Origin of the sequence: Streptomyces sp. NPDC046977, assembly GCF_040644455.1 — a bacterium.
In the GTDB taxonomy this organism is placed as follows: Bacteria; Actinomycetota; Actinomycetes; order Streptomycetales; family Streptomycetaceae; genus Actinacidiphila.
The window spans coordinates 19,640-43,096 of record NZ_JBEYWO010000045.1; the positions used below are offsets into that span (position 1 = coordinate 19,640).

Consider the following 23,457-nt stretch of genomic DNA (forward strand, 5'->3'; position numbering starts at 1 on the left):
CGCCGTGTCCATCAGCGAACTCATCCGCCAACTGCCCGCGATTCCAGTCGTCCGCGACTGCTCCCGGGCCATGGCCGTCCTCGATGCCGTCATGAGCCCGGAGTGGGAGTTCAGGCACTACTCGTTCGATGCCCGGTGGTCGCCGACCGAGGAGATGGCCTCCATGCGCGACGGTTCCGGCGGCGACTACTCGATCGTCTTCTCGTCCGCGGGGGCGTACGCCCGTGGCTTCGACCACGAGTCGCCCATGAGCCCGCACAGGGTCACGCCGCCGGTCCCGTGGCCGGGGCTGTTCGACGGGTTGCCGAAGGTGTTCGCCCACAACGTCTCGGAACCGGCGTTCACCGGGCACGACGGGACACCCCGCGTGACCGTGTGCTTCTGGCGTGAACAGGCGGACGCCCGGTGGACGGCCGGGAACGTCGAGGCCCTGCCCGGCGGTGCGGAGCACGATGGCGGCGCGGAGTGGTTGTTCGACGTCCTGGCGGACGGCCGTCCCGAGGCCTATCGGCGGTTCGCCGAGGACTACTACGAGGTCACGGTGGACATCGAGGCCGTCCGCCACGTCTATGCGCTGCGGCCCCTCACCCAGGGCGTCGTATCGGCGCTCAACCCGGACGCGCGCCTTGCCGACCTTGCCGAGGACCTGAGGCGAATCGGGTATCCGGGTCCGGAAGCCGGCTGCGGGGCCGCGTGATCATTCGCTCAGCGCGCCCGCCGGGACCGGGGCCGGGGCGGCGGCCGGGCGCCGCTCGGTGTCGGGGCGGAGGAAACGCGTGGCGAGGTGGGTGAGGAGCGCGAGCGCGAGGGCCGCGGCGCCGATGAGGAAGAGCACGTGGTGGTTCTGGCCCGTGAGGTCGAAGACGTACGAGTAGAGGTACGCCGACACCGCCAGCGAGAGGGCGCCGGCGATCGTGGCTCTGCCCCAGGCGGCCGACTGGGCCTCGGTGTTGGCCGGGACGAGTTCGTGGACGCGCCCGAGGACGACGGGTACGACGCCGGGCGGGAGAGTGCCGATGACGACGCTGAGCACCGCGATCTCGGGGAGGGCGTGAGTGAAGGCGAGCGCGGTGAGCGCCGCCGCCTGTACGACGGTGATGAGCAGCAGGGCTCTGGCGAATCCGAGGCGGTCGCCGAGAAGTCCGTAGAGCGTGGGGCCGAGGAGGGCGCCGAGTCCGTAGACGATCCATATCAGGGAGCCGCCGCCGGAACCCCTGCCGAGCCCGCGGCTGACGAAGTCGGCCAGGAAGGACATGGCGGGGACGATGCCCATGGAGATCAGGGCGTACTCCACGAGCAGCAGCGCCAGCCGTGGCGAGCGGGCCGGCCGCTCGGCCCGGGGCGTGGGTGCGGACGCCGCCGCGGGCGAGGGGGCCGTGGGCGCGGGCCAGCCGTTCCAGCTCGGGGCGGTGAGCAGCGCGCACAGCGCGGCCAGGCCGATCCATGTGCTGCTGAGGCCCGCGGTCAGCAGGAGCGGCACCAGCGTTCCCGAGGCGGCGATGCCGAGGCCGAGGCCGGCGAAGATCGCGCCGCTCGCCAGCCCGCGGCGCTGACCGTGCAGGTGGGGCAGCACGGCGCCCGCGACCCGCACCATGATCACGCCGCCGGCCACTCCTGAGACCAGGCGCCAGGCGAAGAACCACCCCACGGAGACCGGGACGCTGCACGCGAGGAGACCCACCGTGGCGAGCGCCATCATCCAGCGCAGCGCCCGCCGGTCGCCGAGCCGCCGGGCGACGCGGCGGGCGGCGAGTGCGCCCAGCAGGTAGCCGGCGAGGTTGGCCGAGCCGAGGTAGGCGACGGCCGACGGCGAGAACCAGTGGGCGTTGACGATCTCCGGCAGCAGGGGCGTGTAGGCGAAACGGGCCAGGCCGATGCCGACGAAGCTCGCGCTCGCCCCCGCCGCGATGGCGCGCCAGGGGGCGGGTCCGGGAGGTGTGGTGCTCATGTGCGTGTGTCCGCTTTCCGGCTGGGCGCGGCGGGCCCGGGCATGGCCCGGCCCGTCTGCCCGAGCCATCTTTGACAAGCTCGTCATGTTTGACAGCGTTGCAAACTTTGACGGTGGCGTCAAAAATGAATTACGGTGGCGGCATGGCTGGACGGCGGCAGTTCGACGAGCAGCACACCCTGGGCCGGATCCTGGACGTCTTCTGGCACCAGGGCTACGGGGCGACCTCCATGCAGGACCTGGCGAACGCCACCGGTGTGCAGCGCGGCTCGCTCTACAACGCGTACCAGGACAAGGAGTCGCTGTTCCTGCGCGTCTTCGCGGACTACGCGGACGCCTTCTTCGCCGACGCCCGCACCGCCTTGGACCAGCCGGACGCGCGGCGGGCGCTGGAGGACTTCTTCGACTTCACCATCGCGTCGATGACGCGCGGCACCCCTGCCCGCGGCTGCCTGTCCACCAAGACCGCGACCGACACCCAGGCCGACGCGGAGCCCATCCGCGCGGCGATCCGCGGCCTGCTCGACCGCCTGGAGGGTGTCATGACCGAGCGGCTGTCCCGGCCGGACGCGGCCGGCCGGCTCACGGTCCCGCCCGCGGAGGCGTCCCGCGTCCTGATCACCATGACCCGCGGCACCGTCGTGATGGAACGCGTCTACCAGGACCCCGAACGGCTCCGGGCCACCGCCCGCTCGATGATCGCCATGCTCTTCGCCGGAGGCCGGGAACCGGCGACTGTCTGACGTTGCGTCAGGTCGTCGTGACTTCGGGTCGGGCCGCCCGGCCGGCAGGAGTGCTGACGGAATGCATGCTTAAAGTTCGGCAAAACCGTGAAGAATGGAACATTCGCCGCAGTACGGTGGGAATCTGCCGTCCAATGCAGGCTCCGCGACCGGTTCAGGAGGAAGCCCGCATGGCAGATCGACTTGACGTGGCGTCTCTGGCTCCCGGTGATCGAGCGAATGCGATCCGTGAACTCTCCGGGTCCGTCGTCAACGGCCGCGCAGAGGTGGACCTTCCGTCGGATCCGAATCGCCAGCAGGCTCACGCGACCACCAGCGCGCTCGGGTCGGTGAAAGTCTCGGAGATCGGCTGGAACGTGACCCGTATCCGGCGCACTGATGCCCCGGTGGACGGGGACATGGTGCCGCAGATTCTCGTCTCCATCCGGCAAGCGGGGGTCTCCCGGTTTCACCAGTCGGGCAGGCACGGACTGATAAAGGCCGGGGATCTCATGGTGCTCGACAATGCGAAGCCCTACGAGGTTTTGTTCCACGGCCCTGTGCGTGGAGTTCTGGTGAGCGTTCCCACGCACATTCTGGGGCTGCGGCCGTCCCTGCTCGATCGGATCACGGCTGGTCCACTCAGTTCGGAGCGACCGGCCGTGGGCGCCACGGCAGCGTTCTTCACCCGACTGGCCCGTCATCGGGGCGCTGCCGGTAAAGCCGATACCGCCCTGTTCGCGGAGCCCAGTGTCGACCTGATCAGGGCTGTGGTCACCATGGTCCTGTACGGGGACGACCCGACCGGAAGGCTCCTGAACAGCACGCTTCTTGAGAGTGTTCAGGAATACGTGCGTCTCCATTTGGCGGACCCCGACCTGACTGCCGAGCGTATCGCCGCCGAGCACGACGTCTCCGTTCGGTGGCTCTACCTGACCCTGTCCCGGGCGGGAATCACCCTCGGTGAATGGATCAGGTCGCAGCGCCTCGAAGAATGCAGGAGGGAACTGGCGTCGCCAGTGCATCAGTTCATGACGATCGAGGCCATCGCCCGCCGGTGGGGTTTCGTCAGCCCGGCTCACTTCAGTCGCGTCTTCAAGGCGGCGTACGGCGTGGGCCCCCGCGACTTCCGGTGGGGTCACAGTGGGCTTTCACCGGAAACGAGACGTCCCCCGGCCGGGGTCCGGCGCGTCACCAGCCGGTGATGCGGGGCCAGCGTGCATGGATGACCGGGGCGGGCTCCGTGCCCTTGCTGCTGTCGATGACGTGGTAGCCGTGGTGCTGGGCGGCGGTGGCGCAGGCGTGGTTGGGCAGGATGCGCAACCGGGTGCCGACCGGCAGTTCGGGCAGGTCGGTGTCGTCGCGGGCGGTAAGGGTGCCGTGCTCCTGGCTCGCGGCCGTCATGACCAGGTTCGGGATGAGGTGTCCGGCCACATCGGTGACCAGACCGTAGCCCTGGTCCTGGGCCTGGGCGGCGGTGCCGCGGTCGCGGGACATGGCCATCCAGCCGCCGTCGGTGACGATCCACCCGTACTCGGGGCGGTGGCCGATGACGGTGACGACCACCGACAGGGCGAGGTCCTGCACCTGGCAGACGTCGAGGCCGGCCATCACCAGGTCGAAGAACATGTAGTTGCCGGCCCGCAGTTCGGTGACGCCGGTGAGGTCCTCGGCCGCGTGCGCGGTGGGGGTGGAGCCGACGCTGACGCAGGCCACGGGCAGACCGGCCGCACGGAGACGTTCGGCCGCGGCAACCGCGGTGTCACGTTCGTTCCGTGCGGCCAGGCGCTGTTCTTCGGCGCTGTAGGCGAAGTACGACTCGCCTGCGTGGGTGAGTACGCCGTCGAGGCAGCCCGCGTCGTGCAGGATGCGGCCGATCTCGGTGAGGGCGGGGTCGTCGGGCTTCAGACCACCGCGGTGGCCGTCGCAGTCGATCTCGATCTGGGCCGGGATGGGCAGGCCGGCCTGGCCGGAGGCCTCGGCGACGAAGACGGCCTGCTCGGTGCTGTCCAGCAGGACCCGCACGCTCACGCCGCGGCGCAAAAGAGCGATGACGCGGGGGAGCTTGTGCGGATCGATGCCGACGGCGTAGGTGATGTCGGTGTAGCCGCCGTCGGCGAACGCCTCGGCCTCGGCGAGGGTGGAGACGGTGATGGGACACGTGTTGCCGTCGTTCAGGAGCGCGGCGACGTCGAGGCTCTTGGCTGTCTTCATGTGCGGGCGCAGGGTGACCCCGAGCCGGCCGGCCCTGGCCCGCAGGCGCTCGATGTTGCGCAGGCTCTTGTGCACGTCGACAACGGCGAACGGGGTGTCCGGATCCATCAGGGTCCGTGCGGCGGGGGCGGGGGTGGTGGTCACAGGGAGATGTCCATCTTCTTCAGGAGGGCCAGAGCGAGGTACAGGTCCTGCAGTCCGATCCCGGAACTGTCGAAGACTGTGATGTCACGGTTGTCGGTGCGTCCTTGGGCGCGCTGGGTGAGGACCTCGCCGAGGGGGACGAGGACGGTGTCCTCGGGTGCGTGCTGGCTTTCGCCCATGCGGCGTGCCTGCTCGGGCAGGTCGCAGAAGACCCGTGCGCGGGCGAACAGGGCGGGGGGCAGCTCCCGCTTTCCGGGGGCGTCGGCCCCCATGCAGGACAGGTGCGTGCCGGGGCGGACCCACTCGGCCTCGAACAGGGGCGGGTCTTCGGCCCGTGCCGTGGTGGCGGTGACGATCACGTCGGCCCTCGCGCACGCTTCCTCGGCACCGGCCGTACGTGCTGTGTGTCCCGCTGCGGTGAGTGCGGCAGCCACGGGCGCGGCACGGGCCTTGTCGCGTCCCACGATCAGGATCTCGCCGATCGGCCGGACCCGGGCGACGGCCCGCGCCTCATAGGCGGCCTGATGGCCGGTGCCGAAGACGGCAAGGGTGGCGGCTCCGGTGGGGGCGAGCAGGTCGACGGCGAGCGCGTCGGCCGCGGCGGTCCGGTAGGCGTTCGCGGCACCGAGCTCCAGGACGGCGGCGATCCGTCCGATCCTCTGGTCGAGCAGCAGCACAGTGGAGTGGTGACGCGGCAGCCCACGTTCCGGGTTGTCCGGCCAGTAGGTGCCGATCTTCACCCCGGCATGCGTCGCGGACGCGGAGGGCTTGAGCGTGAACCGATTGCGCGGATCGGAGCCGTGCACAGCCAGAGAAGGGAAGACCGCGCCCTGCACCGTCGCGGCGAAGGCAGCGCGTGCCGCTTCGAGGGCCAGCTCCTCGTCCACGAGCACAGCCGTCTGCTCCTCGGGGATGAACAGCAGGCCACGGCCTGCGTCCGACTGCGGGCCGGAACCGCGCGGAGAAGCAGATGCGGAGTGTGCGGCCGGTCCGGTGCCGGTCATGTACTGCCCCTTTCCTTGGCGTAGTTGTAGACCGTGGCCCGGGACACGCCCAGCAGGTCCGCGATCGTCTGCGTGGCGTCGCGCCCCTCGAAGTAGCCCTCGCCCTGCAACTGCCGCACGAGCGCCTTCTTGTCGTCCCGACTCAGCGACCGGGGGGTCGCACCGCGCTCCGCGGCCAGCGCCTCCACGGTTCGGCGCAGCTCGCGCACGGTGCGGTCCCGCAAGTTCTCCAGCGGGTGCTCGCGGTGCTCGACATCGGTGGCCACGAGGTTCGACAACGCCAGCGTCACCGGCGACAGGACGGACACGTCAAGGTTCAGGCACAGCGCCGCGATGTACTGGCCCGCGGCGTTCTTGATGCCGATCGACGTGCTCTTCACCGGCCGGCCGTCGGGAAACTGGTTGGGGTAGTTCTGGATCACGCTTGGATACTGCGGATCCGCGATGCGGGCCAGGCCCAGCTCCGTGGCCGAGTCCCCGACCTTCCGGCCGGAAAGGTTGTTCTCGATCACCCGAATCGCCTGCCGCGGGTCCCGCAGGTCGTGCAGCACCACTTCGCACAGCCCGGGAAACATGCGGCCCAGCGCCACAGCGATCTTCTCCGCCTCGCGCACAAGGTGCTCATCGCTCTCGGCCGCGGCAACGGCCACGGGACCCTTGCGGACGCCCTCCGGCCCCTCGGCCACGGGATGCGCCATGGTCCGCCCTCCTCCATGCTGGACTCATATTCCATCTTTAGACAATCATGCTAAATCATTCTGCGGGCCGTGTTCAACCAAGCCGCCTCGCCCGCACGTGACCGCCTGCGGGCGCAGATCATGCTGAGCGCAGCACGGGTGTCAGGGTTTCTGGACGCCCGGCCCCGCGTGAGGACCCTGCAGCGGTTCGCGTCAGGCGGCTTGCCTGGTGTCTTCGCGCTCAGCAGCGCGCCGCCGCAGCAGCACTCGCCGTCCGGCTCCGCACATGATCGGCCGGACCGCCCCAGCGCCCGGCCCAACGGCTCTACCCTGGAGCGGTGTTCTCACCCGAAGGGCCCTCGCTGCGCGAGCTGGCCGTGCAGGCCCTGTCCTCCGTCGAGCACGGTTACGACCTGCTCGCCCCGAGGTTCGACCACACGCCGTTCCGCACCCCGGACCGCATCCTCGACGCGACCGCCAAGGCCCTGCGCCCGTACGGTCCTTTCGGTGACGGGCTGGACGTCTGCTGCGGCACGGGAGCGGGCCTGCGCGTCCTCCGGCCGCTGTGCCGGGGCCGGGTCGCGGGAGTGGACTTCAGCGCCGGCATGCTCGCCGAGGCGCGCCGCGCCCACCCTGACGCGGAATGGATCCGTGCCGACGCGCGGAGGCCGCACTTCGCCGCGGAGTTCGACCTCGCCGTCAGCTTCGGCGCCTTCGGCCACTTCCTGGCCAAGGAGCGCCCCCGCCTCTTCGCGGGAGTCCACCGCGCCCTGCGGCCCGGCGGGCTCTTCGCGTTCCCGGTCTTCGCCCCGCCGCGCATCGCCTCGCGCGGCTACTGGGTGCCCGCCGGGTTCGACGCGGCGATGCGGATACGGAACGCCATATGGCGGCCGCCCTTCGTCATGTACTACCGCACGTTCCCGCTCCGCGCGGTGCGCGCCGAGCTGACCGCGGCGGGCTTCACCGTCCGTACCGCCGTGCTGCCCGACTTCGGTCGCCGCCCGGACGGCGCCCCCAACTCCCGCCTGGTCATGGCCCGCAAGCCGTGACGGCTGTGCGCCTCAGCGGTCCTCAGTGGTGCGGTTCCCGCGGGCGCACCACGCCCGCCTCGTAGGCGAGGACCACGGCCTGCACGCGGTCCCGTACGCGCAGCTTGGCGAAGATGCGGTTGACGTGCGTCTTCACGGTCGCCTCGCCGAGGAAGAGCTCGCCGGCGATCTCCGGGTTGGACAGGCCGCGGGCCATGAGCCGCAGCACCTCGGACTCCCGTCCGGTGAGGTCGGCCAGGCCCGGGACGGCGACCGGCGGCAGCGTGGCGGTGTAGTGGTCGATCAGCCGTCGCGTGATGCCGGGGGACAGCAGCGCGTCGCCCTGCGCCGCCGTGTGCAGGGCGTCGGCCAGGGCCTTGGGCGGAGTGGTCTTGAGCAGGAACCCGCAGGCGCCGGCGCGCAGCGAACGGTAGACGTACTCGTCGAGGTCGAACGTGGTCAGCATGACGACGCGGCGCCCGGGGTGCTCGGCCAGGATCCGTTCCGTCGCGGTCACGCCGTCCAGGTGCGGCATGTGGATGTCCATGAGGACGACGTCGGGGTCGTGCTCGGCAGTCAGCCGCACCGCTTCGGCTCCGTCGGCGGCCTCCGCGACCACCTCGATGTCCGGCCGGGCGCCGAGGATCATCCGCAGGCCCCCGCGGACGAGTGCCTCGTCGTCGGCGATCAGGATGCGGGTCACGCCGGCGCCCCCGCCCGGGACGGTGCGGGGACAACTGCCGCGCCGTTCAACGGCAGTTCGACGTCGACCCCGAATCCGCCGCCCTCGCGGGGGCCGGTGTCGGCCGTTCCGCCGAACAACTCGGCGCGTTCCTTGATGCCGGTCAGCCCGTGGCCGCTCCCGGCGGTGTGCCGGCCGCCGCGCGACGTGCCGCGGCCGTCGTCGGACACGCGCACACGCAGCGCGTCGCGCCCGACCTCGACGCGGACCGAGACGGTGGAACCGGGCGCGTGCTTGGCCGCGTTGGTGAGCGCCTCCTGCAGCACCCGGTAGCCGCTGACGTCCACCGCCGCGGGCACCCGGCCGAGGTCACCGTCGACGGCGACCTCCACCCGGCCTCCCGCGGTCCGCACGCCGGTCAGCAGGACGTCGATGTTCCGCAGCGACGGCAGTTGCTCCGGATCGCCCTGAGACGTCCCGCCCGTGCCGCGCAGGACGACGAGCAGCCGGCGCAGCTCGGAGACGACGTCGCGGCCCACATCCTGCACGGCGTCGAGTGCCGTGTGCGCCTGCCCGGTGTCGGAGTCGAGCGTGGCCTGCGCGGCGCCGGCCTGCAGCACCATCACCGTGACCCCGTGCGAGACGATGTCGTGCAGTTCGCGGGCCACCCGCAGCCGTTCGTCGGCGCGCGCCGCCGCCTCCCGTTCGACCGCGGCCGCCACCAGACGTGCCGCCTGCGCGCGCCGCATGCGGACGGCGTACGCGGGGCCCATGACCGCGAGCGCGACGAAGACGATGAACACCCAGTCGTGGTTGCCCAGCCGCACCGCCTGGATCCCGTAGGGGACGAAGTAGCAAGTGGCGGCCACCAAGGGGGCGTTGCGGCCGCCCACCGCGATACAGCCGAAGGCGGCCCCCAGCAGGGCCAGCAGCGGCACGATCGGCCACACCGGCAGGACCGGCGTGAAGATCTGCGCGCCGAAGCAGAGTCCGGTCAGCGCGGCGGCGCCGCGCGGGTACGCGGTGCAGGCCGCGACCCCGAGGCCGTAACCGAGGAACAGCACGGTCAGCGCCGTCAGCCAGGCAGGGGACAGCGTGTGCAGGTCGGGGCCGTCCTCGGTGTACGGCGCGAGCGGGACGTAGAGCTCGGCCAGCCCCAGCGCGAGCAGCGCCGCACCCGCCGCGACAGCGGTGACATCGCCTCTGCGGACACGGATCCCCCGGACTGCTGCCATGGCCCGGAGCGTATCCGAGCGGTCCGCGGCGGGGAGTCCACCCGTGGGTGGACCCGGCGGCCACCCGGGCCCACCCGCCGGTCAACGCACGGGCCGACGCCCGGCTCCGGACCGCGCTCGTAGCGTCGGGGACGTCGTCAACGGACCGACACCACACCGTCCCAGACCACCACGGGAGACCTGCGATGACCGACAACCGACCCTATGGCGTCAGATTCGCCGCGGCCGCCATGGCCTGCGCCGGCGTCGTGTACGGCGCGGCGAACGCCCTGTACTGGGTGACGTTCCCCGACGAGGTGAAGGAGGCCGCCGAGAACGTCACCGCCGCCGCCTCCAACCTCGCGGCGTGGCGCGCCGAGACCGTCCTGTTCGCCCTCGCCCACCTGCTGCTCCTGCCCGCGCTGGCCGGCCTGATCGTGGCGGTCGGCCGGCGCAAGCGTCTCGTCGCGACCATAGGAGGCGCCTTCGCCGTCCCGGCCCTCTATTTCTCCACCGTCCACCTGTGGCAGTACAACGCCTTCTACGGGCCGCTCGCCGCGGACGGCGTGTCCCTGGACACCGTGCGGCCCGTCGCCCATGCCCTGGAGAGCGATCCGTTCGTGGCGGCGTCCTTCGCGATCTGGATCCTCGGCTTCATGATCGGCCTCCTCGTCCTCGCCTACGGTGCCTGGCGGGCCCGCCTGGTGCCGCTGTGGGTGCCGCTCGCCCTGACCGGCGGCCAGGTCCTCGACTTCGTCACCAGCGACGTGGCGCCCAAGATCGTGGTGAGCCTGCTCATGGCCGCCGGACTCATCGGTCTGGCCCTGGGAACCGGCCTGCGCGGTGCGCGGCCCGGAGCCCCGGAGAGCCCGGCGGAGACGCCTGCGGCCGCGGCGGCCTGACAGGGCATCAGAACAAGAGGGCGTGCGGAGATGTCCCCCCGGAACCTTCCGGGGGGACATCTCCGCACGGGGTCGTCCGGGACGGTGCTTGATCGGTGGCGGCTCTGAAAGGCCTCCTGCACGCGGCCCATGGGTGCGGGGCACCGGGGGGTGCGGGGAGTGGTTGTCGGCGGTGTCGGGCCGAGGGCGGCATGGGCGCCGAAGCTTGTGCGAACGCCGCGGAGGCGCTGCCGGCTTGCCCGCGTCGGTCTCGGCCTGCCGCACCCAATTGCGCAGCGCGGTCTCGCCCAGGGCGGCGATCACGGGTCCGTCCAAGCGGATCAAGCCCGCGGTGACCTGCGCCGATATTTCCGCACCGAGATCGATGGCATGGGTGGTGCGCCGTCCGTGGCCCGCTGCCGTCGGCCACTACCGGGCTTCCTGCTCCGGGTTCGTCATGTCCGCTGGGCGCCCGCGCCCGCGTGTCCTGTTGCGGGCGGCGTTGCCGAACCGGGGCGACCAGGGCTTTCGACGTGGATACGGGAAGCCGACCGGGCGCTGGTGGCGGGTCATTGACCGGCGCAAGGCGCTGGATCGTCGGCAACTGGCAACCACTTGGATCCCGTTCCACCCCCTTGCCCGGTCGGACGATCGATGTAATGCTGCGTATCGCGAACAGCCTGTTCGCATAATGAACCGCTCTGGTGCTGTCCATCAACGGAGATCGTGATCATGTTCCAGCAGCTGTTGAAGTCGGCCGGGCCGCCTGTGGTCGGCACGTTCGTGAAGATTCCCTCTTTGGAGATCGCCGAGATCATCGCGGCGGCGGGCTTCGATTTCGTCGTGATCGACACCGAGCACGCCCTGCTCTCGGTGCGCGACGTGTACTCCCTGGTCGTGCTCTACTCCCGGATGAACGTCGCGCCGCTGGTAAGGATCACTGACCACGGCTACGGCGATGCACAGCGATACCTCGACGCGGGAGCTGCCGGGATTCTCGTGCCGCATGTCTCCAACGCCGCGCAGGCCGAGTCGACCATGAAGCAGTTCCTGTTCCCTCCGGCCGGCACGCGCGGGATGGGACTGGCCGCGCGGGCGGGGTTGTGGGGCAGCATCAGCGGCGGGTCGGCCGAGTACGTTCGCGCCGGCCAGGAGGACATCGCGCGCATCGCGATGATCGAGGAGCGGGAGTCGGTCGAGGACATCGAGGCGATCCTCGCCGTGCCTGGTGTGGATGCCGTGTTCATCGGGCCCGGGGACCTCTCGCTCAGCCTGGGGGTGCCTGGCGGCTCACCGGACGTCCACGAGGCCGTGACGACATCGATCCGGGCCGCGGTCCGTGCCGGTGTCCCGGTCGGCACGGTGGTTCAGGGCGAGGAGCAGATCCACCTGCGCGCCGAGCAGGGCTGCCGGTTCATCCTGGTCGGCAACGATACCGGGATGATCTCCGAAGCGGCCCGGCGGACGCTGTCGCAGGCTCGCGAGGCCCTGCCGGCGGCCGTCCGATGATCGACAAGATCCGGCCGGGTGCCGCGGACTCCCTGGCCGGAGTTCGCAGCGGAATGTCCATCGCCATCGGCGGGTTCGGCCAGACCGGGGTGCCGGTCGATCTGATCGACGGGCTGTGCGACAGCGACGTGCGCGAGTTGCACATCATCGCCAACAACGGCGGCCGTGGCCTGCCGGGCGAGCGCGGGATCGGCAGGCTGCTGAAGGAGAACCGGGTCCGCAGGTTCTCCTGCTCCTTCCCCGTCAACCCCGACTTCTTCCAGCGTTACTTCGCGGGCGACGTCGAGATCGAACTCGTGCCGCAGGGCACGTTGGCCGAACGGCTGCGCGCCGGAGGTTCGGGCCTCGGCGGGTTCTACACCCCGACCGCTGCCGGGACGATGCTCGCCAACGGAGGATTCGTGGTCCGTTACGGCGACGGCGGCGTGGCTCACGAGACCATGGCGGAGAAGGAAGTCCGCGTGATCGACGGCCGCCCGTATGTGTTCGAGTCGCCGCTGCGACCGGATCTCGCCTTGGTGAAGGCGCATCGGGCCGACCGGTACGGCAACCTCCGGTTCCGGCTCGGCGCCCGAAACTTCAATCCGCTGGCCGCGATGGCCGCCCGCACCACGATCGTGCAGGCCGACCGCGTCGAACGCGACGGATCCCTTCCGCCCGATGACATCCACTTGCCGGGTCCGTTCGTGGACCACGTCGTGGAAACCTCACGGGAGGCGGTCCGATGACCACCGCACAGCTGAGCTTGACCAGGGCGCAAATGGCCCGCCGGGTGGCGGACGACCTCGTGGACGGCTGGTGCGTGAACGTGGGCATCGGTGTGCCGCTGCTCCTGCCGGAACAGGCAACACCCGGCAAGGAGATCCTCTACCACTGCGAGCACGGCCTGCTGGGCGTCGGCCCGGCCCCGCTGAGTGAGCCGGACCCGGATGTCACCGACGCGGGCAAGAACCCTGTCACCCTGCTCGAGGGCGCCGCCTCCTTCGACTCGTCGCTCTCCTTCGCCCTTGCCAGGGGCGGCCGACTGGACCTGTGCGTGCTGGGCGCGCTCCAGGTCGGTGAGGCCGGGGACCTGGCGAACTGGCTTGTCCCCGGCGGCAATCCCGGGGTGGGCGGTGCGATGGATCTGGTTGCGGGCGCCCGCCGCGTCTGGGTGATGATGACCCACGTCGACAAGCAGGGAAACCCCAAGCTGCTCAAGCGCTGCAGCTTCCCTCTCACGGGGCCCGGTGTGGTGGATCGCGTCTACACCGACCTGGCCGTGTTCGAGTTCGTCGATGGCGTGCTGACGTTGCGCGAGTGCGCCCCCGGCGTCACCCCGGATCACGTCGCCGCGCTGACCGAGGCGGCCTACACCGTCGATCTGCGAGGAGAATCCTCATGACCAGGCAGGTGTCCGCGCGCATCGCCGGTGCCTTCGAGCATCCCTTGCGCAGGATTCCCGACCGCACCGTGCCCCAAGTGACGGCTGAGGTCGCCTACGGCGCGCTCGCCGACGCCGGGCTCGGCCCGGCGGATGTCGACGGGTTCTTCTGCTCGGAAGTACCCGGGCTCGGCTCGATCGCGATGGCCGACTACCTCGGCCTGACCGATCTGTCCTATGTGGACGTCACGGAAGGCGGCGGGGCGTCCTATCCCATGCATGTGGGACATGCTGCTGCCGCCGTGGCGGCCGGCAAGTGCCGTGTGGCGCTGGTCGCGATGGCCGGGCTTCCGCTGAACGGAGGAGGAACCACCGGCGGTGCCCGCGGCCCCGAGCACCCGTACGAGGCCGGCTACGGCGTCACGGTGCCCGCGGGATACGCCCTGGCGGCACGGCGGCACATGCATGAATACGGCACCACCTCCGAACAGCTCGCGGAGATCAAGGTCGCTGCCGCGCACCACGCGCAGTACAACCCCAACGCGCTGTTGCGCAACCCGGTCACGATCGAGGATGTCGTCAACTCGCCGATGATCTCGGACCCGTTGCACCGGCTGGACAGCTGCGTCACCACCGACGGCGGCGGGGCACTGGTCATCGTGTCGGAGGAGATCGCCCGCACGCTCCCGCGGCGCACGGTCAAGGTGCTGGGGCACGGGGAGACGGTGAAGCACAGTGCCACCGGCCGGATCGACCTCACCCGCACGGGCGCCGCGGTCTCCGGGCCACGCGCGTTCGCCGAGGCAGGACTGACGCCACGGGACGTCGACTATGTGTCGATCTACGACTCCTTCACCATCACCGTGCTGATGAGCCTGGAGGACCTCGGCTTCTGCGAGAAGGGCAAGGGCGGGGCCTTCGTCACCGGCGGCACCCTGCGCGCGGACGGCCGGCTGCCGTTCAACACCGACGGCGGCGGCCTGTGCAACAACCACCCCGATTCCCGCGGCGGCATGATCCGCACCATCGAGGCCGTCCGCCAGTTGCGCGGTGAGGCGACGCCGGAGGTTCAAGTCCCGGACTGCCGGATCGGGCTGGTCCAGGGGCACGGCGGCAACCTCGGCTTCCGTACCGCCGCCGCCACCCTGCTACTCGGAGCGGAGGACGCATGATCCCGTACGACCAGGTGCTCACCCGCCTGGAGGAAGGTCTGGCCGACGACCGGCTGGAACTTCCCCGCTGCACCGACTGCGGCACGCTGGTCTGGTACCCGCGTCCCCGCTGCCCGCACTGCATGTCGGACAGCCTCATCTGGGAGGCGCTTTCCGGTACCGGCACCGTCCACTCCTACACCGTCAATCACCGCGGTCAGGGCGAGTACGCGGGGAGAGCTCCCTTCGTCATCGCCTACGTCGAACTGGCGGAAGGCCCTCGCGTCCTGTCGCACGTGGACGCCGAGCCCGACTCGTTGCGCGTCGGCATGCCCGTGCGGCTGAGCCGTGGGCTGGACCTTGAAGGACGCCTGCACCTGCGTTTCGAACGTGCCGAGGAGAACTCGTGACCTACACCAAGGACGACCTTCGCGCCGCGCTGTCCGCGAAGACACCCAAGCAGTCGGGCGACGCCATTGCCGCTCCGCAGTTCCTCGACTTCTCCGTCACCGCGCCCAGCGCCGTCACCGGGGCGGGCAGTCGGCAGTGGATCGTCAGGGGGCAGAATTTCGTGCTGATCCACACTCAGCCGGCGTCCGGCGACACCATCTTCTCGGCCGAGCTGACATCCGAACAGGTCGTGCTGCTGATCGACGAGAACAGCGCCATCCGCGGAACCGGATCCGGCGAGCAGCACACGGTCACCGGCCCCGCGCTGGTCGTCGTCCCGCCCGGCTCCAGCGAGATCGTCAGCACGGGCGCCGGCCCGATCGTGCAACTCATCCAGTCCGACGAGGCGGAGTGGGCGAAACGGGCGGCCAACGCGGATCGGTACGCCGAGCCGCACCCACGAGTCGCACCGCTGGAGCCCTGGCCGGAGCCGGTCAGGGGCTACCGCTGGCGGACCTACCTCATGGCCGACGTTCCGGAGGACCCCAAGCGTTTCGGCCGGCTCTTCCGGACCCGCGCTTTCATGGTCGGGTTCTTCAAGCCGGGCAACGGTCCCCGTGATCCGCACCGGCTCTCGCCGCACACGCACGACGACTTCGAACAATGCAGCCTGGTCGTCGCGGGTACCTACATCCACCACATCCAGACGCCGTGGGGCCCCGACGCCACCTCCTGGCGGCCGGAGGACCATGCCCGCGTCGGCAGCCCTTCAGTGGCCATCATCCCGCCGCCCACGGTGCACACCTCGCAGGCCATCGGATCCGGTGTGAACCACCTGATCGACATCTTCTCGGGCCCGCGCCACGACTTCTCCGCCCAGCCCGGCTGGGTGCTCAACGCCGACGAGTACCCGGCCCCGGGCAACTGACCCACTTCGCCATACGCCGTGCCTTCAGCGCCGAAGGGACCTCAGCCATGTCCTCCATCACCGAAGTCAGTGCCAGACCCAGCGACTCCGACCTACGGGCCCGCAGACGGCGGGCGATCACCAGTGCCTGGGCGGGTTTCGCCGTCGACTCCTACTCCATCTACGTGGCGTCGACGTCCCTGCTGCCCGCGATGGTCTACTTCCAGTCCAGCCTCTCGCCCAGCCAACTGTCGGTGTTCGTCGGCATGACCTTTGCCGCGACCCTGATCGGCCGCCCGGTCGGCGCCCTGCTGTTCGGCCACTTCGCCGACCGGATCGGCCGGCGAAGAGTCGGGTCGGTCACCATCTACGGGTTCGGCACGATCTCCCTGCTCATCGCACTCCTGCCGGGCGCCGAACAGGTCGGCGCCACACTGGCCACGACGCTGCTGATCGGGCTGCGGTTCATCGAAGGCATCTTCCTGGGCGGGGAGTACACCGCTGCCACGCCGATGGCCCTGGAGTACGCACCCCAGGGGCGCCGCGGATTCACCGGCGCGCTGGTCCAGTGCTCGGCGAGCGGCGGCCCGTTCTTCGTGGCCGGTCTCACGACCATCGTCCTGCTGTTCGCGCCGAACGCCGGGCTGCACTCGCCGTACGTCCAGTGGGGATGGCGGATCCCGTTCCTCATCGGCGCCCTGCTGTCCTATGCGGTCGCCTGGTTCCTGCGGCGCAGGGTCGAGGACTCGGACGTCTACAAGGAGACGTCGCACTCCAAGTCCCCCTTGCGCGACATGCTCAAGGGGTCGTCCGGCCGGGCGTTCCTGCAGTCGTACGCCATCATGACCGGCGTCTTCTTCGCGGTGAACATGCTCGGCAGCGTCATGCCGCAGTTGCTTCTGTCCAACGAGGGCTACACCGCCTCCGACCTCGCCCACACCCAGCTCGTCAACGCGTGGCCGGGCATGGCGACCTACCTCTTCTACGGCTGGCTGAGCGACCGGATCGGCCGCAAACGGGCGCTCTACATCGCCGCGACCACCACCGTCCTGCTGACCCCGGTCACGTTCACCCTGATGGGCAGTGGGAACGTGCACGGCTGGGTCCAACTGACCATCCTGGCCGCGCTGACCAACGTGTTCACCGTCGGCTCGCTCGGCGTGCTCCCCGCCTACATCAACGAACGCTTCGCCACCGCGGTCCGGTCGTCGGGCTGGGGTGTCGCCTACAGCACCGCGGTCGTCATCCCTGCGTTCTTCTCCTACTACCAGCTGTGGCTGGCTCATCTCGTGCCCTTCCACTACACCGCAGGAATCCTCTCGGCGTTCGGCGGGGTGATCATCGTGCTGGCTGTCACAGCCGGACCGGAGACACGCGGGGTCGACCTGAACACGGTGGGCGAACGGGCCGGCGCCAAGGCATGACGCTCCCCACGAAGGCCAGGTATGCGCCCGGACAGGAAAGCCACGCCCGTCGCCGTCGCTGTCTTCGTCCTGCAGACCGCCGGCAGCGGTGTCGCGGTCTACGGCATCCCGATCTACATCGCGGCGTTCCTCCGCTCGGGCACAGTGAGCGCGGCGGAGCTGTCCATAGGGAGCACCGGCTTCTTCGTGGTGGGTGCACTCACGGGGCCGCTGTTCGCCCGCCTGGGACAGCGCAGCCCGAACCTGGTGATGTTGGGCGCGGTACTGGGCGGGACGACGGCCATCACAGCGATGGCCGTCCGTCCCACCGGAATCGTCGTCATCGCGGCGTTCATGATACTGGGCGCGATCTTCAGCGGCGGAATCGTGGTGGTGGGGACCATCGTGCTGGTACGGGTCTTCAACGGCAGACCCACGGCCGGAATGGCACTGGCGACCTCCGGCTCCTCGGCCGGCGGCATCCTGGTCTCACCAGTGCTGGCCCTCCTGCTGACCACCCAGGCGGCAGCCACCCGATCGTTCCTGCTGATCGCAGCGGGCTTCCTTGTGGTCAGCTGCGGCGCACTGGCGCTCAGCACCTGGGCGACAGCGGCACGGCCGACACCGACGCGTATGCCCGTCCTGCCCGCCAGGCCGGTTCCGCTGCTCCGTCACTGGCCATTGGTTGTGGCGTTCAGCCTGATCAGCGCCTCGCAGCTGGGCGCGACCACCTACATCGTGGCGACCGGGCTGTCCCGGGACTTCACCGGCGCGCGCCTGGCGGTCGCCGTCGCGACGGGGGCAGCGGTCGCGTCACGGTGGGTCGGCAGCGCCGGTATCCGCCGGCTGGGCCTGCACCTATGGACGATGACCAGCTTCTGCGCACAAGCCGTCGGGGTCGCCCTGGTCGGGTTGGCACCGTACGGCTGGGTCCTGTTCCTCGGAGCCGCACTGATCGGACAGAGCCTGGGCAACACCATCCTGATCCGATCACAGGTGATCGTGGAGCTGTTCGGGATCGACGACTTCCCCAGGAAGTTCGCCCAGTTCCAGACGTGGACCAGCCTGGGATCCGCGGCCGGACCGCTGGTCCTCGGCCAGATCTACTCGACCACGCAGGACTACGTCCTCGCCTACCTCACCTTGTCCGTGCTCAACGCGGTCGCCGTGCCGTTCCTGCTGCCGTGGATACGCACCTCACGCCCCCGACCCGGGAGAACCAATGAACTCCACCCCCGCGACCGTTCCACGGTATGACGAGTTGCTGCGCCGCACCGACGCCCCACCGGGTTCCTCGTGGAACGTGTTCGGCCCGGGCGACCAGCTCGGCACGCTGAACTTCCTCACACCGCGGACCGCCCTCGACGGCGCCGGACTCGTCGAGCGGGGCCGGGTGTTCAACCTGGACTACCCACTGAACGCGTTCGTGCCCAGCCTGACCGGCACGCGGCCGCCGACCGCTCACTACATCTTCTCCAACAACCCGCACCACCGGGACGACTGGCTGGACTCGTTCTACCTCCAGTCCACCTCCCAAGTGGACGGCCTCCGGCACATCCGCCACCCCCGCTACGGCTTCTACGGCGGCGTCGAGGAGTCCGACATCGACGTGGGCACACCCTCCTTGGGTATCCAGCTCCTCGCCGAGAAGGGCATCGTGGGCCGGGGCGTCCTGCTCGACGCCGTGCGCTGGTTCGACAGCATCGGCGAACCCCTGGCGCCCGACGCGCCGCGGGGCATCACACCGTCCGACCTCGACGCGATGGCCCGGCACTTCGGGGTCGGGTTCCGCCCGGGCGACATCCTGCTGCTCCACACCGGATGGGCCCGGCACTGGCTGAACTCCACACCGGAGCAGCGCGCGGCCCGCACCGGCAGCCCGGGCCTGCACCAGTCGGAGGAGATGCTCGCGTGGCTGTGGGACCACCAGATCTCCCTTGCCGCGTCGGACAACGGCGGCCTGGAGTCCTTTCCGGTCGATGCCGGTTCCGGCTGGGTCGACCCGGACGAACCGCCGCCCCCGCGCGGCCCTTCCCACAACGGCATGATGCACCGCCCGCTCATCGCGCTGCTCGGACTGATCATCGGCGAACTGTGGAAGCTCGACGAGCTGGCCGAGGACTGCGCCGAGGACGGCGTGTACGAGTTCCTGCTGACGGCCAAGCCGCTCAATCTGCGGGGCGGGGTCGGCTCACCGCCCAACGCGATGGCCGTCAAGTAGCGCGGACGGACCGCAAGCCCGACCACAAGCCCGACCACGAGACGAGGACGCACCCATGACGCAGACCGTGAACGCACTGTGGGACCCGACGCTGGATGCCGACCGGCTGCACGCCGACACCGAGGTGGACGCGTTGCTCACCGGCGCCGTCGACCTGCACACCCACCCCGCCCCCAGCCCGTTCCCCCGTCGGATGTCCATCATGGACGCAGCGGCCGACGCCGCATCCCTCGGATTCCGCGCCCTGGTGGCCAAATCCCACCACCACAGCATGCAGACCGACATCCTCGCGTTGGAACAGGCCGGGTTGCAGGACATTCCCGTCAAGGTCTACGGGGGTATCGCGCTCAACAACACCGTCGGCGGGCTCAATCCGTACGCCGTCGAACTGGCCCTGCGCATGGGCGGCAAGGTCGTGTGGTTCCCGACCATCGCCTCGCGGGCACACCTGGACTTCCATGCGCACAACCACAGTGGATTCCCGGTCGCGGGCGTGCCGCTGCGGGAGAACGAGCCGATCAGCGTGCTCGACGAGTCCGGCAAGCTCAACGCCGCCACCCGCGACATCCTCGACGTGATCGCCGCCGAGTCCGCCATCCTCAACTGCGGGCACCTGCCGGCCGCCGAGATCGACGTGCTGATCCCGGGCGCGCTCGAAGCCGGCGTCACACGGATCGTGATCAGCCACCCCGACTTCGTCCTCGGCGCCTCCCCCTCGAGCATTGCCGACTGGTGCCGCGCCGGTGCTTTTGTCGAGCACTGCCTGGCGATGCTGGTCGGCCGGGAACCGAAGGACAAGCCGTTCGACCGGATCACGGAGTTCTACCGGGCAGCCGGCCCCGGCCGGACGATCCTCTCCTCCGACCTCGGGCAGAAAGGCAACCCCTTGCCGGTCACCGCGTACCGCAGGATGGTCCGGGTGCTCTTGGACGAGGGTGTGGCAGCGGCCGACATCACGTTGATGACCGGGGAGAACGCAGCCGGACTCCTGTCCATTTGAACCCCGTGCCGGGCGCTCGGTAGAGTCCGTTGCACGTGAAAGCAACGTGAGGAGCGGGCTTGACCAGCGGGGGCAGCACCGGCGACATCCAGGCGGTGCACCGCGTCGCGGAAATCCTGCGGTTGTTCACGCTCAACAAGCCGAAGGTGACCGTGGCCGAGGCTGCCGCACGGATCGGACTCAACCGGACCACCGTGCACCGCTACTTCACCTCGATGGTCCTCGACGAGATTCTTGAACGTGCGCCGGACGACCCGACGGCGTACGTCCCCGGGCGGCTGCTTCTGCAGCTCGGCGCCGTCGCCCAGGGCCAGCGACGTGTGCTGGACATCGCACCTCGCCATATGGACGCCTTGTCGCTCGACACGGGCCGCTCCGTGGTGCTGTCCGTGTGGGGCGCGTCCGGTCCGGTGGTCTCACTGGTGTCGGAAGCCGGCACCCACCCGATTCTGATCACCGTCCGGATCGGGTCGACGCTGGGACCCGACTCGGCGCAGACCAGGCTCTTCGTCGCGCTGTCCGGGGATCAGGAGAGGACCAAGAGGTACCTCTCCCGCATCCCGGACGAAGAACGGGCGAAGCTCCAAAACCAATTGGAGCCGTGCCGGTCCCGCGGTCTCAGCCGGATCCGGGTGCCGTCGATCGATGGTGTGGTCCTGGCCGCGGCCGTCTTCGACGAACATGACGTCGCGGCCACGGTGGCCCTGGTGGGCACCACCTCCTCGCTACCGGAGGACGCCATCGGGACCGAGTCCGCGCTCCTGCGGACAGCGCTGGCGATCACCGAGGAACTGGGCGGAACGGACACCCGCGATACTGCCCTGACCGATCCGGCCACCTGAGCCGCGGACCGTTTACGGCACTTCAGGGACGCGGCAGGCCTTGAAACCGCGACACCCGCCGCTCGATGTGCAGCGGCGCTGCCCGCCGGTCAGGCCCAGACCGCCTGGGCGAGCGCGCCCCCGATGAACGCGGCCCCGAGGCCGGCGACGACACTTGCGACGACATTGGCCGCCGCGAAGAACCTCGCTCCGGTCTCGGCCAGGCGCAGCGTCTCGTAGGAGAACGTCGAGTAGGTGGTCAGCGCCCCGCAGAATCCGGTGCCGACGAGCAGTTGCACGGACCGGGAGGCGGCGCCGTAGGTGACCGCGCCGGCGAGCGTGCCCAGGATCAGGCAGCCGACGACGTTGACGGTGAAGGTGCCCCAGGGGAAGACGGTGTCGTGCCGCGCCTGGACGGCCCGGTCGGTGAGGTACCTCAGGGGCGCGCCGACGATGGCCCCCGCGATGACCAGTGCCCAGTTCACGAGTGGTGTCCCCGTCCTACGTATCGGATGACCTCGACCTCGTCGAGGGTCACCAGGCCTTCGGTGACGAGTTCGTCGAGTTGCGGCAGGAACGCGCGGATGCGCTCCTCGTGGTCGACGACGGTGACGGCCACCGGCAGGTTCTCGTTCATGGAGAGCAGCCGGGCGGTGTGGATGAGCGACGAGGCCCCGAAGCCCTCGACGCCGTGGAAGACACTGGCGCCTGCCAGGCCGGCCTTGTGGGCCCGGTGGACGATCTCCGTGCAGAGCGGCTTGTGGTGCCAGGTGTCGTTGTCGCCGATCAAGATCGTCAAGCGCATGGCATTGCCGTGCAGCCGTGTCATGTCTGCCTCCTCGCGATCAGGTGGCGTGTGCCGGTCGCGGCGCCCCACACCGCGGCGAGGGCGACGACCGGGGTCGCGGCCAGGTAGGCCAGCGCGGTCCGGGCGTGACCGTCCTGGATGAGGGTGTGGATGTCGACGGTGTAGGTCGAGAAGGTGGTGAAGCCCCCCAGGACGCCGGTGCCGAAGAAGGGGCGCACCAGTCGGTGCGCGGACCACAGTTCGGTGATGACCACCATGAAGATCCCGATCACGGCGCAGCCGACCGCGTTGACCGCGAACGTGGTCCACGGGAAGGCGCCGGGCGCGGTGGGCCACAGCAGGCCCGCGCCGTAGCGGGCGCACGCCCCCAGGACTCCTCCGATCGCGACGACACCCACGACAGGCCCCTGCCCCCGGACCTGCGAAGTCCGCGGCGGCGCAGGAGCCGGCTGTGGGATGTCGGGGTCGATCGGCTCGGTCATCGGCGCGAAGGGCTCTTGCGAGGTCATACGTCTCCTACTCGTGCGGCGCCGTGTCGCGGGCGCGGATCGTCACAAGTAGGGACCGTTGGCGGCATCCTCACCGCGGTTCGGGTACGGCGGGCCCCACCGCCGCGCGGCAGTCGCGAGGACCACCGCTGGGAACAGCTTACTGCCGCGGGGCCCCGGCCGCGCCACGCGCCGATCAGGACCTGGCCACCCGGCGGGCCCTGCCGCGGCGCAGGAGCAGGAAGGCGGCCTTGGCCAGGACCACGGCCAGGAGGGCGCCGAGGGCCCAGTGCTTCCACGGGCCGGACGTGAGGAGCAGACCGCCCAGGCCCAGGTGGGCGGCGACGACCGCGGTGACGACAAGGGCGAGACCCAGCTTCCTGCCCCGTCGCGAGGAGCGGGGCGCGGCGGGTGCGGCCGGTCGCCAGGTGACCTGGGCGGCCTCGTCCGCGCCGATGTCCCGCAGGCGGTCGGCGACCAGCTTCTGGACGTGCCGCAGGCTCTCCCCGTCGGCGGCTTCGACGCGGATCGTGAGCGAGTCGGGCCCGGTCTCCAGCGCGCACCGGCCCCACGGGGTGTCGAGGGTGCCCTGCGTGCCGGACCGTTCGGCGTCCGTGCGCAGTCCCGCCAGAAACCGGGCCGGCCGGTCGGTGTGCAGGTGGCCTTCGGCTCGCCGTGACGGCTCGACGCCCATGCTGTGGAACCTCCGCTGCGCGACTGGCGTGCTCTTCGACCATGACGACAGGGTGGCGGGGCCGGATGTGACACCGTCCGCGTGACGACTTCGCGAAAACCCGTTGGCGGACCGCGGCGGCGGTTGCTACTCTCCGCGAGGCCGTGCGAGAGAACGAGGAGGTGGTACCCGTGAACGCAGTATCGACA

Annotated in this window: 26 protein-coding genes; 16 read left to right on the top strand and 10 right to left on the bottom strand. The window is 70.3% G+C overall.

Annotation, left to right across the window (positions count from 1 at the left end; translation table 11 throughout):
- The first annotated feature begins 4 nt into the window (after nucleotides 1-4).
- On the top strand, nucleotides 5-697 hold the full coding sequence (locus tag ABZ883_RS39180; RefSeq protein ID WP_360915669.1) for a hypothetical protein: 693 nt from the start codon (nucleotides 5-7) through the stop codon (nucleotides 695-697).
- Here ABZ883_RS39180 and ABZ883_RS39185 read toward each other — a convergent pair whose 3' ends face one another.
- Nucleotides 698-1,948, bottom strand: coding sequence for a YbfB/YjiJ family MFS transporter (locus ABZ883_RS39185; protein WP_360915672.1), 1,251 nt, complete (start codon nucleotides 1,946-1,948; stop codon nucleotides 698-700).
- Nucleotides 1,949-2,091: 143 nt separating this feature from the next.
- On the opposite strand from ABZ883_RS39185, the gene ABZ883_RS39190 reads away from it, so the two are divergent.
- Both ABZ883_RS39190 and ABZ883_RS39195 read left to right on the top strand, forming a co-directional pair.
- Nucleotides 2,092-2,691 carry a helix-turn-helix domain-containing protein gene (locus tag ABZ883_RS39190; RefSeq protein WP_360915675.1) on the top strand — a complete coding sequence of 200 codons (600 nt, stop codon included), beginning with the start codon at nucleotides 2,092-2,094 and terminating at the stop codon, nucleotides 2,689-2,691.
- A gap of 170 nt (nucleotides 2,692-2,861) precedes the next feature.
- Nucleotides 2,862-3,875 (top strand): helix-turn-helix domain-containing protein, encoded by a 1,014-nt coding sequence (locus ABZ883_RS39195; RefSeq protein ID WP_360915678.1) that lies wholly within the window; start codon nucleotides 2,862-2,864, stop codon nucleotides 3,873-3,875.
- Here the strand turns inward: ABZ883_RS39195 and ABZ883_RS39200 are convergent.
- Genes ABZ883_RS39200 through ABZ883_RS39210 form a run of 3 tightly spaced genes read right to left on the bottom strand, consistent with a single transcriptional unit; the run spans nucleotide 3,862 to nucleotide 6,730 of the window.
- A complete protein-coding gene (locus ABZ883_RS39200; RefSeq protein ID WP_360915754.1) occupies nucleotides 3,862-4,992 on the bottom strand; it encodes a DSD1 family PLP-dependent enzyme in 1,131 nt (376 codons plus the stop codon). The genes ABZ883_RS39195 and ABZ883_RS39200 overlap by 14 nt on opposite strands.
- 32 nt (nucleotides 4,993-5,024) lie before the next feature.
- Nucleotides 5,025-6,032 carry an ornithine cyclodeaminase family protein gene (locus ABZ883_RS39205; RefSeq protein ID WP_360915681.1) on the bottom strand — a complete coding sequence of 336 codons (1,008 nt, stop codon included), beginning with the start codon at nucleotides 6,030-6,032 and terminating at the stop codon, nucleotides 5,025-5,027.
- Nucleotides 6,029-6,730, bottom strand: a complete 702-nt coding sequence (locus tag ABZ883_RS39210) for a PAS domain-containing protein (protein WP_360915683.1) — start codon at nucleotides 6,728-6,730, stop codon at nucleotides 6,029-6,031. Before ABZ883_RS39210 ends, ABZ883_RS39205 begins: the two co-directional genes overlap by 4 nt.
- 317 nt (nucleotides 6,731-7,047) lie before the next feature.
- Here ABZ883_RS39210 and ABZ883_RS39215 point away from each other — a divergent pair, with 317 nt between their 5' ends.
- The gene (locus ABZ883_RS39215; protein WP_360915687.1) at nucleotides 7,048-7,758 is read left to right on the top strand and encodes a class I SAM-dependent methyltransferase; all 711 of its coding nucleotides are present in this window, start codon (nucleotides 7,048-7,050) and stop codon (nucleotides 7,756-7,758) included.
- 22 nt (nucleotides 7,759-7,780) lie between these two features.
- Here ABZ883_RS39215 and ABZ883_RS39220 read toward each other — a convergent pair whose 3' ends face one another.
- Entirely contained in the window at nucleotides 7,781-8,440 is a 660-nt protein-coding gene (locus ABZ883_RS39220; protein ID WP_360915690.1) for a response regulator transcription factor, read from the bottom strand.
- A complete protein-coding gene (locus ABZ883_RS39225) occupies nucleotides 8,437-9,654 on the bottom strand; it encodes a sensor histidine kinase (RefSeq protein ID WP_360915693.1) in 1,218 nt (405 codons plus the stop codon). Before ABZ883_RS39225 ends, ABZ883_RS39220 begins: the two co-directional genes overlap by 4 nt.
- Before the next feature lie 185 nt (nucleotides 9,655-9,839).
- On the opposite strand from ABZ883_RS39225, the gene ABZ883_RS39230 reads away from it, so the two are divergent.
- From ABZ883_RS39230 to ABZ883_RS39285, 12 genes are all read left to right on the top strand, one after another.
- Nucleotides 9,840-10,535, top strand: a complete 696-nt coding sequence (locus tag ABZ883_RS39230) for a hypothetical protein (protein ID WP_360915696.1) — start codon at nucleotides 9,840-9,842, stop codon at nucleotides 10,533-10,535.
- Nucleotides 10,536-11,246: 711 nt separating this feature from the next.
- Entirely contained in the window at nucleotides 11,247-12,023 is a 777-nt protein-coding gene (locus ABZ883_RS39235) for an aldolase/citrate lyase family protein (protein ID WP_360915699.1), read from the top strand.
- Complete coding sequence (locus ABZ883_RS39240) at nucleotides 12,020-12,751, top strand: 3-oxoacid CoA-transferase subunit A (RefSeq protein ID WP_360915702.1); 732 nt, start codon at nucleotides 12,020-12,022, stop codon at nucleotides 12,749-12,751. Before ABZ883_RS39235 ends, ABZ883_RS39240 begins: the two co-directional genes overlap by 4 nt.
- On the top strand, nucleotides 12,748-13,407 hold the full coding sequence (locus tag ABZ883_RS39245) for a 3-oxoacid CoA-transferase subunit B (RefSeq protein WP_360915705.1): 660 nt from the start codon (nucleotides 12,748-12,750) through the stop codon (nucleotides 13,405-13,407). Before ABZ883_RS39240 ends, ABZ883_RS39245 begins: the two co-directional genes overlap by 4 nt.
- Nucleotides 13,404-14,558 (top strand): thiolase domain-containing protein, encoded by a 1,155-nt coding sequence (locus ABZ883_RS39250; RefSeq protein ID WP_360915708.1) that lies wholly within the window; start codon nucleotides 13,404-13,406, stop codon nucleotides 14,556-14,558. The genes ABZ883_RS39245 and ABZ883_RS39250 overlap by 4 nt, the downstream gene beginning before the upstream one ends.
- Nucleotides 14,555-14,947 carry a Zn-ribbon domain-containing OB-fold protein gene (locus ABZ883_RS39255; protein WP_360915712.1) on the top strand — a complete coding sequence of 131 codons (393 nt, stop codon included), beginning with the start codon at nucleotides 14,555-14,557 and terminating at the stop codon, nucleotides 14,945-14,947. Before ABZ883_RS39250 ends, ABZ883_RS39255 begins: the two co-directional genes overlap by 4 nt.
- Nucleotides 14,944-15,855, top strand: a complete 912-nt coding sequence (locus tag ABZ883_RS39260; protein WP_360915715.1) for a hypothetical protein — start codon at nucleotides 14,944-14,946, stop codon at nucleotides 15,853-15,855. Before ABZ883_RS39255 ends, ABZ883_RS39260 begins: the two co-directional genes overlap by 4 nt.
- Before the next feature lie 47 nt (nucleotides 15,856-15,902).
- On the top strand, nucleotides 15,903-17,258 hold the full coding sequence (locus tag ABZ883_RS39265) for an MFS transporter (protein WP_360915718.1): 1,356 nt from the start codon (nucleotides 15,903-15,905) through the stop codon (nucleotides 17,256-17,258).
- A gap of 21 nt (nucleotides 17,259-17,279) precedes the next feature.
- On the top strand, nucleotides 17,280-18,494 hold the full coding sequence (locus ABZ883_RS39270; RefSeq protein ID WP_360915721.1) for an MFS transporter: 1,215 nt from the start codon (nucleotides 17,280-17,282) through the stop codon (nucleotides 18,492-18,494).
- Nucleotides 18,460-19,458 (top strand): cyclase family protein, encoded by a 999-nt coding sequence (locus tag ABZ883_RS39275; protein WP_360915724.1) that lies wholly within the window; start codon nucleotides 18,460-18,462, stop codon nucleotides 19,456-19,458. Before ABZ883_RS39270 ends, ABZ883_RS39275 begins: the two co-directional genes overlap by 35 nt.
- Before the next feature lie 55 nt (nucleotides 19,459-19,513).
- Nucleotides 19,514-20,458, top strand: coding sequence for a DUF6282 family protein (locus ABZ883_RS39280; RefSeq protein WP_360915727.1), 945 nt, complete (start codon nucleotides 19,514-19,516; stop codon nucleotides 20,456-20,458).
- A 59-nt stretch (nucleotides 20,459-20,517) separates the two neighbouring features.
- Nucleotides 20,518-21,300 (top strand): helix-turn-helix domain-containing protein, encoded by a 783-nt coding sequence (locus ABZ883_RS39285; protein WP_360915730.1) that lies wholly within the window; start codon nucleotides 20,518-20,520, stop codon nucleotides 21,298-21,300.
- 89 nt (nucleotides 21,301-21,389) lie between these two features.
- On the opposite strand, the gene crcB (ABZ883_RS39290) is transcribed toward ABZ883_RS39285, so the two are convergent.
- The 4 genes from crcB (ABZ883_RS39290) to ABZ883_RS39305 all read right to left on the bottom strand — a co-directional run bounded on the left by crcB (ABZ883_RS39290) (nucleotide 21,390) and on the right by ABZ883_RS39305 (nucleotide 23,269).
- Nucleotides 21,390-21,764: a fluoride efflux transporter CrcB gene (gene crcB, locus ABZ883_RS39290; protein WP_360915733.1), complete on the bottom strand. Its 375-nt coding sequence runs from the start codon at nucleotides 21,762-21,764 to the stop codon at nucleotides 21,390-21,392.
- Nucleotides 21,761-22,108 carry a DUF190 domain-containing protein gene (locus ABZ883_RS39295; protein WP_360915736.1) on the bottom strand — a complete coding sequence of 116 codons (348 nt, stop codon included), beginning with the start codon at nucleotides 22,106-22,108 and terminating at the stop codon, nucleotides 21,761-21,763. Before ABZ883_RS39295 ends, crcB (ABZ883_RS39290) begins: the two co-directional genes overlap by 4 nt.
- The gene (gene crcB / locus ABZ883_RS39300; RefSeq protein ID WP_360915739.1) at nucleotides 22,105-22,596 is read right to left on the bottom strand and encodes a fluoride efflux transporter CrcB; all 492 of its coding nucleotides are present in this window, start codon (nucleotides 22,594-22,596) and stop codon (nucleotides 22,105-22,107) included. Before crcB (ABZ883_RS39300) ends, ABZ883_RS39295 begins: the two co-directional genes overlap by 4 nt.
- Before the next feature lie 175 nt (nucleotides 22,597-22,771).
- Nucleotides 22,772-23,269, bottom strand: coding sequence for a DUF2218 domain-containing protein (locus ABZ883_RS39305; protein ID WP_360915742.1), 498 nt, complete (start codon nucleotides 23,267-23,269; stop codon nucleotides 22,772-22,774).
- Nucleotides 23,270-23,457 lie beyond the last annotated feature (188 nt).